Source organism: Mesorhizobium sp. GW821-FHT07A06 (assembly GCF_059419085.1).
The window spans coordinates 138,096-152,225 of the sequence record NZ_JBWKRC010000010.1 but is presented as its reverse complement, the minus strand read 5'-3'; the positions used below and the strand labels follow the sequence as shown (position 1 = coordinate 152,225).

The 14,130-nt window shown below is 59.4% G+C and carries 13 protein-coding genes and 3 pseudogenes; 12 read left to right on the top strand and 4 right to left on the bottom strand.

Annotation, left to right across the window (positions count from 1 at the left end):
- Positions 1–17 precede the first annotated feature (17 nt).
- Positions 18–2,129 carry a transketolase gene (gene tkt / locus AC07SZ_RS26745; protein ID WP_019863776.1) on the top strand — a complete coding sequence of 704 codons (2,112 nt, stop codon included), beginning with the start codon at positions 18–20 and terminating at the stop codon, positions 2,127–2,129.
- 10 nt (positions 2,130–2,139) lie between these two features.
- Positions 2,140–3,801: a phosphoglucomutase (alpha-D-glucose-1,6-bisphosphate-dependent) gene (gene pgm / locus AC07SZ_RS26740; protein WP_019863777.1), complete on the top strand. Its 1,662-nt coding sequence runs from the start codon at positions 2,140–2,142 to the stop codon at positions 3,799–3,801.
- Positions 3,802–3,830: 29 nt separating this feature from the next.
- On the opposite strand, the gene AC07SZ_RS26735 is transcribed toward pgm, so the two are convergent.
- The gene (locus AC07SZ_RS26735) at positions 3,831–4,400 is read right to left on the bottom strand and encodes a DUF488 domain-containing protein (protein WP_494916548.1); all 570 of its coding nucleotides are present in this window, start codon (positions 4,398–4,400) and stop codon (positions 3,831–3,833) included.
- A gap of 195 nt (positions 4,401–4,595) precedes the next feature.
- Here AC07SZ_RS26735 and AC07SZ_RS26730 point away from each other — a divergent pair, with 195 nt between their 5' ends.
- The 4 genes and pseudogenes from AC07SZ_RS26730 to AC07SZ_RS26715 all read left to right on the top strand — a co-directional run.
- Positions 4,596–4,811, top strand: a complete 216-nt coding sequence (locus tag AC07SZ_RS26730) for a hypervirulence associated TUDOR domain-containing protein (RefSeq protein ID WP_019863780.1) — start codon at positions 4,596–4,598, stop codon at positions 4,809–4,811.
- Between the two features lie 44 nt (positions 4,812–4,855).
- Positions 4,856–6,589 (top strand): molybdopterin-dependent oxidoreductase, encoded by a 1,734-nt coding sequence (locus AC07SZ_RS26725; RefSeq protein WP_019863781.1) that lies wholly within the window; start codon positions 4,856–4,858, stop codon positions 6,587–6,589.
- Positions 6,590–6,680: 91 nt separating this feature from the next.
- Entirely contained in the window at positions 6,681–7,121 is a 441-nt protein-coding gene (locus AC07SZ_RS26720) for a CBS domain-containing protein (RefSeq protein WP_019863782.1), read from the top strand.
- Positions 7,122–7,124: 3 nt separating this feature from the next.
- A pseudogene (locus AC07SZ_RS26715) lies at positions 7,125–7,240 on the top strand (IS110 family transposase); the annotation flags it as partial.
- A 79-nt stretch (positions 7,241–7,319) separates the two neighbouring features.
- Here AC07SZ_RS26715 and AC07SZ_RS26710 read toward each other — a convergent pair.
- On the bottom strand, positions 7,320–7,727 hold the full coding sequence (locus tag AC07SZ_RS26710; protein ID WP_494916546.1) for a hypothetical protein: 408 nt from the start codon (positions 7,725–7,727) through the stop codon (positions 7,320–7,322).
- A gap of 129 nt (positions 7,728–7,856) precedes the next feature.
- Between AC07SZ_RS26710 and AC07SZ_RS26705 the strand changes: the two genes are divergently transcribed.
- Together AC07SZ_RS26705 and AC07SZ_RS26700 are read left to right on the top strand one after the other, a co-directional pair.
- Positions 7,857–8,381: a hypothetical protein gene (locus tag AC07SZ_RS26705; protein ID WP_032920936.1), complete on the top strand. Its 525-nt coding sequence runs from the start codon at positions 7,857–7,859 to the stop codon at positions 8,379–8,381.
- Between the two features lie 368 nt (positions 8,382–8,749).
- Positions 8,750–8,995: a DUF982 domain-containing protein gene (locus tag AC07SZ_RS26700; protein ID WP_080643898.1), complete on the top strand. Its 246-nt coding sequence runs from the start codon at positions 8,750–8,752 to the stop codon at positions 8,993–8,995.
- Between the two features lie 186 nt (positions 8,996–9,181).
- Here AC07SZ_RS26700 and AC07SZ_RS26695 read toward each other — a convergent pair.
- A pseudogene (locus AC07SZ_RS26695) lies at positions 9,182–9,934 on the bottom strand (CBS domain-containing protein); the annotation flags it as partial.
- A 13-nt stretch (positions 9,935–9,947) separates the two neighbouring features.
- On the opposite strand from AC07SZ_RS26695, the gene AC07SZ_RS26690 reads away from it, so the two are divergent.
- From AC07SZ_RS26690 to AC07SZ_RS26680, 3 genes and pseudogenes are all read left to right on the top strand, one after another.
- Positions 9,948–10,382 carry a helix-turn-helix domain-containing protein gene (locus AC07SZ_RS26690; protein ID WP_020629192.1) on the top strand — a complete coding sequence of 145 codons (435 nt, stop codon included), beginning with the start codon at positions 9,948–9,950 and terminating at the stop codon, positions 10,380–10,382.
- A 100-nt stretch (positions 10,383–10,482) separates the two neighbouring features.
- Positions 10,483–10,659 carry a hypothetical protein gene (locus AC07SZ_RS26685; RefSeq protein WP_020629193.1) on the top strand — a complete coding sequence of 59 codons (177 nt, stop codon included), beginning with the start codon at positions 10,483–10,485 and terminating at the stop codon, positions 10,657–10,659.
- A gap of 241 nt (positions 10,660–10,900) precedes the next feature.
- A pseudogene (locus AC07SZ_RS26680) lies at positions 10,901–11,976 on the top strand (tellurite resistance/C4-dicarboxylate transporter family protein).
- A 217-nt stretch (positions 11,977–12,193) separates the two neighbouring features.
- On the opposite strand, the gene AC07SZ_RS26675 reads toward AC07SZ_RS26680, so the two are convergent.
- On the bottom strand, positions 12,194–13,351 hold the full coding sequence (locus tag AC07SZ_RS26675; RefSeq protein ID WP_019863786.1) for an NnrS family protein: 1,158 nt from the start codon (positions 13,349–13,351) through the stop codon (positions 12,194–12,196).
- A 317-nt stretch (positions 13,352–13,668) separates the two neighbouring features.
- Between AC07SZ_RS26675 and AC07SZ_RS26670 the strand changes: the two genes are divergently transcribed.
- Positions 13,669–14,058: a hypothetical protein gene (locus AC07SZ_RS26670; RefSeq protein WP_019863787.1), complete on the top strand. Its 390-nt coding sequence runs from the start codon at positions 13,669–13,671 to the stop codon at positions 14,056–14,058.
- Positions 14,059–14,130: the final 72 nt, after the last annotated feature.

Below are 14,130 nucleotides of genomic sequence, written 5' to 3'. Positions count from 1 at the left end.
CCGATCAAAGGATCCCCATGAAACAGGTGCCACTCGACCAGCTCAGCATCAACACGCTGCGAATGCTTTCAATCGATGCGGTCCAGAAAGCAAAATCCGGTCATCCCGGAACGCCGCTGGATGCCGCGCCGATGGCCTATTGCCTGTGGCAACGCTTCCTTCGCTACGACCCTGCCGACCCCGATTGGCCGAACCGCGACCGCTTCGTGCTGTCGGCCGGCCATGCCTGCGCCCTGCTCTACAGCCTGCTTCACCTGTGCGGCGTCAAGGCAAAGGGCGCGAGCTATCCATCGGGCGACCGGCTTGCCGTGACGCTGGACGATCTCAAGAGTTTTCGTCAGGCAGGCAGCCACTGCACGGGGCATCCAGAATATGGCTGGACGTCGGGGGTGGAAACCACCACGGGGCCACTCGGACAAGGTGCGGCAACAAGCGTCGGAATGGCAATTGCGGAACGGTGGCTGGCGGCCACTTACAATCGACCCGACTATGATCTGTTCTCGCACAACGTCTATGCGCTGTGCAGTGACGGCGACATGATGGAAGGGCTCAGCAACGAGGCGGCATCGCTGGCCGGACACCTCAGATTGTCGAACCTCTGCTGGATTTATGACGACAATCACATCACCATCGAGGGGCCTACTGGCCTGACATTCACCGAAGACGTGGCAACCCGCTTCCTCGCGCACGGATGGCATGTCGAGCGGGTAAGCGATGCAAACGATCTGATGTTGCTGGACAAGGCTTATCAGACGTTCATCGATACGCATGACCGCCCCACGTTGATCATCGTTCAAAGCCATATCGGTTATGGCGCGCCGCACAAGCACGACACAAACAAAGCCCACGGCGAGCCACTGGGCGCCGAAGAAGTTCGGCTGACTAAGGAATTCTACGGCTGGGATCCGGACGCCGATTTCAAGGTTCCGGAAGGGGTCGTGGCGCATTTCCGCGCACATATGGGCAAGCGTGGGGACGCCGCTCATGCCGCCTGGCGGAAATTGTTTTCCGCTTACCGGATGCAATATCCCGACCTGGCCAAACAGATCGACCAGATGCAGCGACGCGAGGCTCCCTCCGGGTGGGATGCCAAGTTGCCCGCCTTCTCAGCCGATGCGAAAGGCCTCGCGACGCGCGACTCGTCCGGCCAGGTGTTGAACGCTATTGCGGAACATTTGCCATGGCTGCTGGGTGGCGCGGCGGACCTGTCGCCGTCAACCAAGACGAACCTCGATTTTGACTTTGCCGGCGACTTTCAAGCCCCCGAGGGTGAACAGGCGGTCAGCTACCGCGGACGGAATTTCCACTTTGGCCTGCGCGAACATGCCATGTGTGCCATCGGCAACGGCATGAGCCTGTCGAAGCTGCGGCCGTTCGTCTCCAGCTTCCTGATCTTCACCGACTACTGCCGCGCGGCGCTGAGGCTGAGTTCGATGATGGAACTCCCGCTCATCTCCATCTGGACCCATGATTCCATCAGCCTCGGCGAGGACGGGCCAACGCACCAGCCCATCGAGCAACTTGCCTCGTTCCGCGCCATGCCCGGCATGGTCATGCTACGGCCGGCAGATGCGAATGAGGTCATGGAGGCATGGAAGGTCATCATTCATCTCAAGGACAGGCCTGTCAGCCTCGTGCTGACGCGACAGGCGGTGCCGACGCTCGATCGCTCGACCTACGCAAGCGCAAGCGGCGTGGCGCAGGGCGCCTATGTACTGGCCGACGCTCCCAACGGCAGACCCGACGTCCTGCTGCTGGCGACCGGCAGTGAGGTCGCGCTGTGCGTGACCGCCTATGAACAGCTAAAAGTGGAGGGCATCAACGCACGCGTCGTCAGCATGCCGTCATGGGAATTGTTCGAAAGCCAACCAAAGGAGTATCGCGACACCGTCCTGCCGCCAACGATAACCGCCCGCGTGGCAGTGGAGGAAGCGTCCGGTTTCGGATGGGAGCGTTATACGGGCTTCGACGGCACCATTCTCGCGTTGCATAGTTTCGGCCTTTCCGCTCCATCGAAGGTCGTCGCACAACACTTCGGATTCGAACCGGCACACGTCGTTGCGGCTGCCAAGGCGCAAATTGCGGGCCGCCCGTCAACCAAACAGGTCGGGATTGCCCGAACCGAATGAGGCGACGAGTATGACCATGAAAATCAGTGCATTGGCCGGAAAGCCGGCCCCGGCAGACCTGCTCGTCAACGTCGCCAAGCTCGTCACCGCCTATTACAGCCAGGCACCCGACCCTGCCAACCCCTTGCAGCGGGTGGCGTTCGGGACATCCGGGCATCGCGGCACGGCGTTTGAGAACACGTTCAACGAAGCGCATGTGCTGGCAATCAGCCAGGCCATTTGCCTCTACCGCAAGCGACTGACAATCGACGGTCCCATATTCGTCGGCATCGATACACATGCGCTGTCGGAGCCAGCCTTTGTAAGCGCACTTGAGGTGCTGGCCGCGAACGGAGCGGAGGTGATGATGGCGACCGGTAGCGACTATACGCCCACCCCGGCCATCTCCCACGCAATCCTCAACTACAACAACGGCCGCAAGACCGGGCTTGCCGATGGCATCGTCATCACGCCGTCGCACAATCCACCCCGCGACGGAGGCTTCAAGTACAACCCGCCCAATGGCGGGCCGGCGGACACCGATGTCACCGGCTGGATCGAAAAACAGGCCAATGATCTGCTTGGCAACGGCCTGAAAGGTGTGCGGCGGATGCCGTTCGAGAAGGCCCTCCACGCGCCTACAGTCCATTCCCACGACTTCTTGAACACTTACGTGAACGATCTCTGCGATGTCATCGACATGGATGCCATTCGCGGAGCGCATATCCGCATGGGCGTCGACCCGCTCGGCGGCGCGGGAGTCCACTACTGGCCCGCCATTGCCGACCGCTACAAGCTCGATTTGACCACCGTCAATCGGCAGATTGATCCTACCTTTCGTTTCATGACGGTCGATTGGGATGGCCAGATTCGTATGGACCCGTCTTCATCCTACGCCATGCATGGCTTGATCGGCCTGAAAGACAAATTCGACATCGCCTTTGCATGCGACACCGATCACGACCGGCACGGCATCGTCACGCGCAGTGCCGGACTGCTGCCGCCCAATCATTACTTGTCGGTTGCGATAGACTACCTGTTCCAGCATCGCCCTGAATGGCGCAAGGACGCCGCAGTTGGAAAAACGGTGGTGAGCAGCCAGATGATCGATCGCGTCAGCGCGAGGTTGAAGCGCAGACTGTATGAAGTGCCGGTCGGGTTCAAATGGTTCGCCGAGGGCCTTCAAGACGGTTCCCTGGGGTTTTGCGGCGAGGAAAGTGCTGGAGCGACGTTCATGCGCCGCAACGGCGCCGTCTGGACGACCGACAAGGACGGCATCGTTCCGGCGTTGCTGTCGGCCGAGATCATGGCAAGGATGGGTCGCGATCCCGGCGAGGTCTATCGCGACCTGACGAAGGAGTTGGGTGAACCCGTCGCCGACCGGCTCCAGGCTACCGCAACCCCAGCACAAAAGGAGAAACTGTCGAAGCTTTCACCGCATGAGATCACGTCGAAGACCCTGGCTGGCGAACCGATCAAGTCGGTGCTTAGCCGGGCGCCGGGCAACAATGCCGAAATCGGCGGCGTCAAGGTGGCCACGGAAAACGGCTGGTTCGCCGCGCGCCCGTCAGGCACCGAGGATATCTACAAGATCTACGCTGAGAGTTTTCGCGGACAGGACCATCTGCGCGCCATCCTCTCCGAGGCACAGACGATCGTCGACCATGCGCTCGGGGCAACCAAAGGAAACTGAATCGGCTTGCCGCTGGCGGTGATCGATACCTATTTCCCGAGGAGATGCTCCCCGGAATAAACAATCGTTCCATCATCGCGCACGACAGCACTTGGCGTCAGGCTGGCCTCCTCGACATGATCGGCCCCAAGGATATGCATGACGCGTTCGCCTTCTGCGAGCAGGTAATCGGCAATGATTCGGCGGTGGCAGCGCCACCAGACGGCTTCCGCGCACATGATTGCGCAGCGATGCCGGCTGCCGAGCTCTCGCAGTTGCGCCAAGCCTTCGGCGAACGGCTCGGTCAGCGCATAGTCTGCGTAGTTGCGAAAACCACGTACGCGCCAATAGCTATTGGGGGAAGGTTCCGCCCCACGCGCCCTCCCCCGCAAGCCGCCAAGCGCAGCGATATGCTCATAGCCGATCCGCCACGGCGCCAACGCTCCCGGAAGGCTTTCGCCGTTGAACTGCGGATTGGTGCGCGAACGCGGCATCGAGCGCACATCGACAACCAAATCGACACGAGACTCCGCAAGCAGTTCGCCGAACTCGACGATCGTACGCGTGGAATGGCCTATGGTGAAGAAGGTACTCGTCTCGATTCCAATCTGGCGGCGCATGGCGACCGGCCCCTCGGTGCGGATCGTAGCCGGTTTATCCTCCAGATCGAAAAGGCCTCCATCGGGAAGCGATTCACCGGAACCGAATTCGAGCGCGACGGTTGAGTTATAGATCCTCGCCGAGCAACCGCGCCATCCAGGTGCGAAACGGCGTCGAGGTTCCGCGAGAACCCACGTTACCCCTGGTCGAGCTTCATGGCGGATAGATTCAAAGTCGGCGATCACGTGAGCTGGAATTCGGAAGCCGGGCGCGTCAGCGGCACGATCGTCCGTTTGCACACGCGCGACTTCGAGGTGCATGGCTACACGCACCATGCAAGTGCGGAAGCACCGCAATACGAAATCAAAAGCAGCAAGACCGAGCACATCGCCTTTCACAGGGGTTCGGCGCTCACCAGACTTCGCGGCTGACGCTTTCGCCAAACGCCGATCGATCGAAAGAAGGTAGTTGACTTATGCCCACCAACTCGCAGCCTCCTTCGTCCGAACCGCTCCGCGCCAAGCTCAGCGATGCAGATGATCGCATCCGACTCGATCACTGGATGCCGCCACAGCAAGGAATTTTTCCACGCATACGGATCGGGCGAAAGTGGATCAATACACTATGGGCGCTCCCCATCGGAGCGGCGGTGCTGCTATGCCTGATCGCGCTCGCGCAAAGCCTTCGCGAGCTTCCCGAGGTTAAGGCGTTCATCCAGAACCACCCCGGCATCGCTCAATCGACACCATTGGTGGACTCCGGTTTCCCTTGGTGGCTGCAGCTACAGCATTTCCTGAACATGTTCTTCATGTTGTTCATCATGCGGTCCGGCCTGCAAATCCTGGCCGACCATCCACGACTGTATTGGGGGCGAGACTGCACGCCGGGAACCGATTGGTTTCGTTTCCAGGTGCCGGTGCCGAAGGACCGCGTCTGGACGGCGAAGGATGATTCCGTCACGCTGCCGACATGGCTTGGCATTCCTGGGCTCCGGCACACGCTCGGCCTATCGCGCTGGTGGCATTTCTCAATCAATCTCTTATGGCTGATCAACGGAGTAGCCTTCTACGTTCTACTCTTTTCAACCGATCAGTGGCGCAGGCTGGTGCCCATGACTTGGGAAGTTTTCCCGGCCGCGCTCTCGACGGCGATCCAGTATGCCTCGCTGAACTTCCCGGTTGATGAGGGCTGGACCCGCTACAACGGCCTCCAGCAACTCAGCTACTTCGTCACCGTGTTCATCGCTGCGCCTGTCTCGATCGTCACAGGGCTGATGCAGAGCCCCGCGATTTCCAATGCGGCAGGATGGTTTGGCCGATTATTCAACCGGCAGGCCATGCGATCGGTTCATTTCATCTCGTTCGGCTGGTTCGTCGGCTTCATCCTGGCGCATGGCGCGATGGTCTTCGTCACCGGCATCCGGCAGAATACCAACCATATGTTCGCCGGCATCGACGACGCTTCATGGACGGGTTTCCCCCTGTTCCTCGTGGCGATGGCCATCCTCCTCGCAGCATGGCTAGTCGTCTCACCCTTCACCATCAGCCACGCCCGATTGGTGCAGCGCACCGGCGCGTTCATGATCGGCTGGCTGATGGGGCTGGCGGAAGGCTGGGATCCGCGCTCGCAACTGACGAAGAAGGATATCTCGCCCTATTTTTGGCCGAACGGCACGATGCCGAATTCCAAGGAATTCGACGATCTCGTGGCCGAGAATTTCGCCAGCTACCGACTCCACGTCGGCGGCCTCGTCGAAGCACCCCGCGACTTCTCCCTGGCCGATCTAAGGGCAATGCGAAAGCAGGAACAGATCACTACGCATTTCTGCATCCAGGGTTGGTCCGGCGTTGCCGAATGGGGTGGCATGCCCATGCGCGATATTCTGGACCTGGTGAAGCCGACACCAGCGGCCCTCTACGCCGTGTTCTACTCGCTGGCCGATGGTGCCGATGGTGGTCGCTACTACGACGTCCACAAGATCGAAAACATGAGCCATGACCTGACGATCCTCGCCTACGAGATGAACGGCGCCCCGCTTAGCGTTTTACATGGCGCGCCCTTGCGGCTCAGGTGCGAAAACGAGTTGGGCTTTAAGATGGTCAAATGGGTCGCAGCGATCGAGTTCGTGCGCGATTTCGCCGACCTCGGCGCGGGTCAGGGCGGTTACAATGAGGATCATGAGTTCTACGGCTATCGTATGCCGATTTGATCGCCGATGATAACGGGGCGCTGTTACCCTACGGACGATCCTGAGCGCCCACGGATTTTCACGCCAAAGCGATTTCACAGGAGTACGAACGATGTTGGTCGAGAAGATGTTGCCACGCGCGTTCGAGCGGCTCGCGGTAATCGAAGCAAAGGCTCAGATTAAAGAAGCGGCCAAGATGATGTCCAAGCCGCACACCGACCTCGTTGTGGTGTGTGAGCGAGGGAACATGGTCGGCGTCGTTACAGAGACAGATATTGTTGGCCAGATCAGTCAGTGCCTCGGATTCGGTTGTACGGCCGGTATAGACAGCATCATGACGCGCGATGTTACCTATTGTCGGGAGAATGAGGGGCTTCTTGATGTGTGGACGGTGATGAATGAACGCGGTCTTCAGCGCATTCCGGTCCTGGATGAGGCACAAGGGCCAATCGGCATTATTTACACACGAGATGCACTGCAAGCATTATTAGGCGAATCTGAAAGCGAAGATAAACTTCTCCGCGATTACATATCGGGGGTCGGTTACCGATAGGGACCGGCCATCTGCCTGGAGACTCAACATGTGCGTGTCTCGATGTCGGCGCAGCGCAACAAGACCGACAAGGCCGATGCGCTGGCATCGCCCACGTGATGCGCGCTGGCTGGGGCCGCTAGGCTTACATCCAGTCGGAAAGCTACTGCCGGGCACGGCTTTTGCTGACGCACCGGCGCAATGACTTCCGCGGTCAAGTCAGCGTGTTGCGGGCGATAACTCGGACATCGAGCGCACGCTTCCGCTCGAGAAAACCACGAGTGCGAAAAGCAGCACAGCGGCTGCGACGATCAGCGAGCCGCCAGCGACGACCGGCTCAAGTGCCGTATTGCCTTGCAGCATCAGATAAAGCGCTGGCAGCATGATTACCAGCCCGACGTTATACACGCCGTAGTGGACCATCGCGATTCTCCGCGCCGCCTTTGCCCGGTTAAGCGCGTAGTAGCCGCCAAAGATTGCAGATGTGACCCAGCCGAGCAGATTGATGTGTGCATGTGCCGGAAAGGCACCATGGTCGCCCGAGATCGCCATTTGTAGGCCGGCGCCAATCCCCAGAATGAGCCACACGATAGCTGTCTTAAAAAAGAGATCCGAAACCTTAGGCATGACACTTCCTCCCCAAGAAAGCCGAATTCAATGCGCCCTATATTATGGATTTCTAAAAGATGGATGCAATCAAAATCACATCCATAAGACCCCGACCGAGCCTCACAGTGGCGGGTTTCTGGCTTCGGCTTGCGCATCAGTTTTGCTCGGTTTTTTGCGGTCGGCACTGCTCGATCCGCCTTCGCGTCGGTGCACACGGCGATTGCGACCGACGACGGTTCAGTCGAGCCCCTGAAGGTCCGCAAAGTCATCGCTCTTCCTGCGGTGCGGGATTTGCCCCTGGCCAATGGCAATCTGGTCGGCCCCGAAATCGTGATCGCGACGACGCGCTATCGCACTGGCCTCGAACCGATGGTGGGCAAGCTCGGCCTTCTGGGAGGCAAAGGCGTTCCGCTTTCGACGGCGGCGATCATCACTCGACGCTGCCGGATCTATGGTTCACGGGAAATGCGGCCAAATGTTCGCGGCTGCGTCGCCAACGCCCCGATTCAGCGCACGCTCCAATGCAAAGGCCATTGTCACATCACCGAGGCCCGAGAAACACCACTACAACCCAAGTTCCGGAGCGCAGCCGATGCCGGACGGTCGCCGTCCAGTGCCCGGCGGATGGAACCGCATCCTGCTGCTTGTCGAAGATCTGAAAGGCAAGCGTAGTTCAGCAAATATTCTTCAACCGGCAGCCAAGACGATGTTCGCGGAGAATTCAAACCGATTCGACGATCCCAGGCCGTCGGTTGCTTAGCGGCGTGATCGGTGTCACGTCCGCGTGGCGAATCGAGACCGAAATGCTTGACCTGGCGTTTATCTGAATGAAACAGCAACCGTCGTTGACACCATTAGGCAAACGGCCGAGATCGCCCTTTGGCAGGGGGCCCGGCAGGATCGGCGTGACACGTTCGGTAGACAATGCAATTGTCGCGGCGACCCCGTTCATACCTACTCACGCAACGGTGATAGCTGTTCAACGAAACCGTTCGTCGACACGTGCGTTTTGTTCAGTACGATCCATCTGAGGTTCCATCATGTACGAAGCGTGGTTTTCGAAGCCGGTGTCAGTCACCACCGGCATTGGCGGAGACATTCGCAACCTTTTGAATGCTCAACAAGCGGTGGATTTGCTTGGAGGCAATTGGCGCGATGCAGGAAGTCAAAAACATCGGTCCGCGTTGAGAGCTTGCCGACAGGCCATAAACGGCGGCGTTTCCGCCGATGTTGCACGAGAAGTTTTTGTCGAAGCCGCCCGAGAGGCGCATATTTTGGTTGAATGAGATCACAGTTTGCGCGCCGGATTCCTCGTTCGGCCTCCAAGGTCCTCCATTCGTCGGCGGGAACCCGGTCAGTCGGCCGTTTGAAAGTCCCTCAAGCATCCACAAAACCGTATCGCGATTGGAGCCGCGTAATTGCTGGCGAGGTAGATCGACCGCGTTTCGAGAAAACTCCCATCTAGTGCGCGTTCAACCAACGCGGTCTTGTTCAGCGCCATCTTGTTTTCTACGGCGGGTGCCGAAGCCCAGCAATGCCGAACGGTCGCGTTCCTCGGCTTGTCTCCTCGACCGCACGCGCATCAGATCCTTCCAGCCGACATAGCCCACCAGTTGCTGGCTCTCGCGGGTGACGACCGGCAGATGCGAGACATTGGCCACCAACAGCTTGTCCGACAGACCTTCCAGATTCGTCGGGATAGGCAAGCGTCACCTTGCTTCCGGCAAGCAGGTCGCCGAGCGTGGTCGTCCTGTGCTTGCCGGCGCGGCGCCAGCGCAGGATGGCCGGCGGATCGATAAGGCCGAGCACATGCCCGTTCTCGTCGATGACCGGAAAGCTCGGATGCCGGGTTTCCGGCGCGGTCAGGAAGGCCGCCGCGCCATGCAGCGTCATCGTCGCCGGGACGCTCTCGACCTCTGAGGTCATGACCTCGCGCACCCTGGTCAAGGCGAAGGGATCGACGCGATACTCCCGAACCAGATGGTGTCCCGTTCTGGCATCTCGGTCAGGATCGAACGCTTCATCAGGAGCACTGTGACCGCGTGCGCCGTCGCGCAGGCCGCGATCAGCGGCACCAGCACATGCGTGTTGCCGGTCAGTTCGACCGCGAAGAAAGTGGCCGTCAGCGGTGCACGCATCGTGCCGCCCATGGTGGCGGCCATGGCCAGCAATGCCCAGAAGCCCGGATCCGCCGCTGGCAGTGCTGGCAGGATCCGCGCAATCATTTGGACGATCCACATGCAGGCGCGGGTGCCGGAGCCTTCGCGGTTTCTGCTGATCCATGCGGCAGCGTTTCGCGCAGCCGTCGACGCGGACCCCTTGCTGGCGCATGCCGTCATCGGAAGCCTCGCGCAGCAATTTCGGCGCATGGTCCGTCAAATCAAGAACCTCAAGTTGAGAACCGCGACCCAGCGTGTCGGATGTTACCTCTTGGCCCTCTCACTGAGGCAGCGCAATCCAGACAAAGCAGTCCTACCGTTTGAGAAGATGCTGATCGCCTCCGAACTTGGAATAACTCGAGAATCCTTTTCGCGTGCGTTGTCCAGCCTGAGCAACTCAGGCATTCGAGTCGATGGCCAAATTGTCGTGATTCATGACGCTCCCCGGCTGGCCGCCGAATGCGGGTTTGACCCCGTTACCGACGGGCCTGAGACCGATGACTTCGTGGTCTGATTGACCGAAGTCGCGGCGATCCTTGGTGTTGGTTGATCCAAGTCAACGCTAGTCCGTCACTCTTGCCGTCACCTCAACCAGTTGAGGAAGGAGAACAGGTGTGCCAACCGACAGCTCGACGATCACTATCTTGGTGTTGGATGTCTTTGCCTTCCTGGCTGTGCTGGCGTACGCCTCGTTCGAATCGCGTCATAAGTTACGCAAAAAGCGCCGTGCGCTGATCAAAACGTATTTGGACGAGAAACCTCGCCAGAATTCAGTCAAGCCGAAAGCCTGAAGCGCCAAATATGAGAATTCAGGGGAACCTTGAGGATGGGCCCACCTCCACAAATTGGCGTCCGCAGCATCGATGCTTGGATCAAGCTATCTGGACGTTAAGGACGTCGTTAAGCGATTACTCCGTTGCTGGCGCTTGGAGGTTTATCGGCCGCGTATTGATCGGCCCGCGATGCCGGAGGGGATAGCACAAGACCTGAAATGGGCCTTGCCGATGATTTTTCTCGCGCCGATGGGGAGGAATGGTACTGGGAAGGGCGATCAACCTATCAATCGAGCTTCGGGCGGGTGTTAGAGACCTGTCTCCGGCTTATTTTGCCATGGTGATGGCAACGGGGGTTTTGTCGATCGGCCTCAGCCTTCTCGGCATGCCCGCTGTTGGCGTCGGCATGTTTGTACTGAATATCGCTATCTATTTCATTATTACCGTGCTTACCTTGATGCGATTGGCGTGGTTTCCGTCCGATTTCGTCAGCGATCTGATCGAGCACCGCCACGCCCCCGGCTTCTTTACGTTCGTTGCCGCATCCTGCATTTTGGGTAGCCAGTGTCTCATTATCGCCCAAAGTCTGACTGTCGCAGTCGCGTTCTGGTTGATCGGGCTGGTGCTCTGGCTGGGCCTGACCTATGCGATCTTCGTGGCGCTCACCGTTAAACAGAAGAAACCGTCTCTGGAGGAGGGTCTAACCGGCGCTTGGCTGCTCGCGATAGTCGCCACGCAGTCGGTAGCCCTGCTCAGCGCGTTGATTGCGGCTCATTGGGCGCAGCCCTACCGCATCGAACTCAACTTTCTGGCTCTGTCGATGTGGCTGTGGGGCGGAATGTTCTATATCTGGATGATATCACTGATCTTTTATCGCTATACATTTTTTGCGTTTTCGCCGGGTGACTTGTCTCCGCCTTACTTATGGGAGCGATGGCGATTTCAGTGCTGGTAGGCGCCACGCTCGTCGAAAACACCAAAGGGGCGCCATTTCTGCAGTCGCTGCTGCCCTTCATCAAGGGTTTCACGGTATTTTTCTGGGCGACCGGAACATGGTGGATTCCGATGCTACTGGTGCTCGGAGTCTGGCGGCATATCTACCGCCGCTTTCCGTTACGCTCCGATCCTTCCTATTGGGGTGCGGTGTTCCCGCTGGGGATGTACACTCTCTGCACTTTCAAGATGGCTGAGGCGCTGGATCTCGGCTTCCTACTATCAATCCCACGCTACTTCATCTTCGTCGCTGGCGCGGCCTGGTGCCTCGCCTTCGTGGGATTTGTCCACAACATCACGATGTTTCTTCTGGGCAGGCAGCCGGCGAGTCGAAGCACCTAATATGCTTTGCTGCGGTTGATATGCCGCCCACCTGTCAGTGGTAATTCAATAGTTTGTCATTCAATTGGCGCGCCGATTCAAGCCGATTCACAGCATCTGCTGGCGGGATGACTGCGGTCGACAGCGAGGCCGCCAGTTGCTCGCCCCCCCTCCTCTTCCTACCCGCCAGGCGATGCTGCTGACCGATTGCTCTTCCGGATCTGGTAGCTCGGGCGTCTCACGCCCGTAGTATGAGCATTCGACGGAAGGCCACCAGGAACAGGGCGAAGGCGACGACCCACAACGTACCCGCAAGGCTCGTTAAAGCGATGCCGTAGACGGGCAGCAATTCGACCAAGAGGCGCGACAGGCAGCAAATTGTCATCGCTACGAACGCACCTGTCGCCGGGACCGATGTCTCGAAGGCGCGACGGCTGTGCTTGCGGATCATGCTCGCCATGATGGCGAGAGCCATCGTGCCGATGGCGCCGATCGTCCAGGCATGAACGGCAGCCGCCTGCCCAAGCCTTGCAGGCGCGAAAATGTCGATCGCCAGAAGCCCGAAACCGACGGTGATCCAGCCGTACCCGATATGAAGAGCGAGAACTGACGACGACGCCACCATCCGCCATCCCTTCCACTGGGCGACCCGCATCACCTGACTGCAGGCGGCAAGGGCGCAGGCAAGGCCGGTGAATTGCGCCTGCGGCGCGACAACCCACGAACCAAGGGCGCATGCTGCCACGGCCGCTGCCGCGTACTCCAAAACAGCGGAGCGGTAGATGAAGATCCGGCCGCCGGCGCTTTCGACGTACGCCATGGTCAAAGCCGGCACGACCCGTCCTCCGATGATCATGAGGAGGCCGATGATCGAAGCCAAGGCTAGTCGCAGTGCAAATTCTACCTGGTAGGACGCTGCCGTGAGCACGTTGCTGCCACCGAAGATAAGCAGCAGAAACACTATCTTCAGGTTGCGGCGGTCCCGGCTGGCGATCACATGTCCCGCCGCGATCAAGAGGAGTGTCAGGACCAACAGCGCCGAGAGGGCAAGTCCGGCCGAATGCGACAGGAATAGGAAAGTCCCCCGGCTGGATAGCCATAGAGCGACCAGCAAACGCGTGGTGAGCGGCGACACCGCCCCGCGTCCTGTCCATCGGGGCAGCGCCGTCAACAAAAAACCAGTCAGGATGGCTGGGACCATCCCGAACAGAAGCACGTCACGATGCCAATCGCCGGGAGAAATCGCGGTCGGACTGATGGCCTGTATTCCGAACGCTGAGGGCAGCCAGACCGCCGCGCCTAAGATCGCGTCCAACCCGGCGATAAGAAAAAATGGCCGAAACGGCGCCGGCATCCGCTTCGCATCGAAAGCGAGCGCACTCCCGTCAGTCGCCATGCAACAATTCCTCCACGGGGATGGCTGACACGAGATCCTCGTTCTGCTTCGCCGTTCGCAAGAACGACGATCGAAAAAAGCCGATCCGAAGGCAATAGCGTGGGTGATCGATCTCCGTATTTGCTCAAACGCAAACAGGCTTCAAAACGGGTGACTATAGTCAAGACCAGTTTTCGAGACCGGATCGGTGGATAAGACGGCGCCGCTCTATCCGTTGTGCAATCGGCCGCGAAACGTCTTCCCGCGCGCCGCGCCAACAGCTCGATCGGACGCGCCGGCAGGATTGTGATTGGCCTCGGCATAGGAGCGAACAAGATATGAAGCAGAACGTTCCATCGAATAGCATTGACGACGGCATCCGGCGCTTTGCCGACATGGCCTTTTTCGGCCGGCTGGCAATCTTGATCAACGACGCCCAGCTGGATTGTGAGTGCCGTTCCAGGCTCGACGAGACGTTGGCACGATTTGCGGCTCTGGAGATCCGACGGATCGCCCGCGAACATCTCGCCAATGCCCGCGGCCAACGCGAACGCATCGAAGCCATTCTCTTCTTCCTGCAGGACCTTGACGAAATGGGGGCTGCCGAACGAGACCGTAGCGTCTACCTGGATGTCGCGCTCCTGTTCGACGACATCGCGAACACCGCAAAGGAAGGCGCATTTTCGATGCGGCAACTCAGTTTGTCCCCGCTGCAGACGGGGCCCTAGGCGGTCGGCCGCAAGAACTTGTGAGGGCTGCAGCCAATCCCCGGCCAGTTGGACTTCGCCTGCCTGATACCG

Bases quoted from the DNA above. Each gene is read 5' to 3' on its own strand.
- tkt (WP_019863776.1), top strand. From the start codon at position 18: ATGAAACAGGTGCCACTCGACCAGCTCAGCATCAACACGCTGCGAATG.
- pgm (WP_019863777.1), top strand. From the start codon at position 2,140: ATGACCATGAAAATCAGTGCATTGGCCGGAAAGCCGGCCCCGGCAGAC.
- AC07SZ_RS26735 (WP_494916548.1), bottom strand. From the start codon at position 4,400: ATGCGCCGCCAGATTGGAATCGAGACGAGTACCTTCTTCACCATAGGC.
- AC07SZ_RS26730 (WP_019863780.1), top strand. From the start codon at position 4,596: ATGGCGGATAGATTCAAAGTCGGCGATCACGTGAGCTGGAATTCGGAA.
- AC07SZ_RS26725 (WP_019863781.1), top strand. From the start codon at position 4,856: ATGCCCACCAACTCGCAGCCTCCTTCGTCCGAACCGCTCCGCGCCAAG.
- AC07SZ_RS26720 (WP_019863782.1), top strand. From the start codon at position 6,681: ATGTTGGTCGAGAAGATGTTGCCACGCGCGTTCGAGCGGCTCGCGGTA.
- AC07SZ_RS26710 (WP_494916546.1), bottom strand. From the start codon at position 7,727: ATGCCTAAGGTTTCGGATCTCTTTTTTAAGACAGCTATCGTGTGGCTC.
- AC07SZ_RS26700 (WP_080643898.1), top strand. From the start codon at position 8,750: ATGTACGAAGCGTGGTTTTCGAAGCCGGTGTCAGTCACCACCGGCATT.
- AC07SZ_RS26690 (WP_020629192.1), top strand. From the start codon at position 9,948: ATGCAGGCGCGGGTGCCGGAGCCTTCGCGGTTTCTGCTGATCCATGCG.
- AC07SZ_RS26675 (WP_019863786.1), bottom strand. From the start codon at position 13,351: ATGGCGACTGACGGGAGTGCGCTCGCTTTCGATGCGAAGCGGATGCCG.
- AC07SZ_RS26670 (WP_019863787.1), top strand. From the start codon at position 13,669: ATGAAGCAGAACGTTCCATCGAATAGCATTGACGACGGCATCCGGCGC.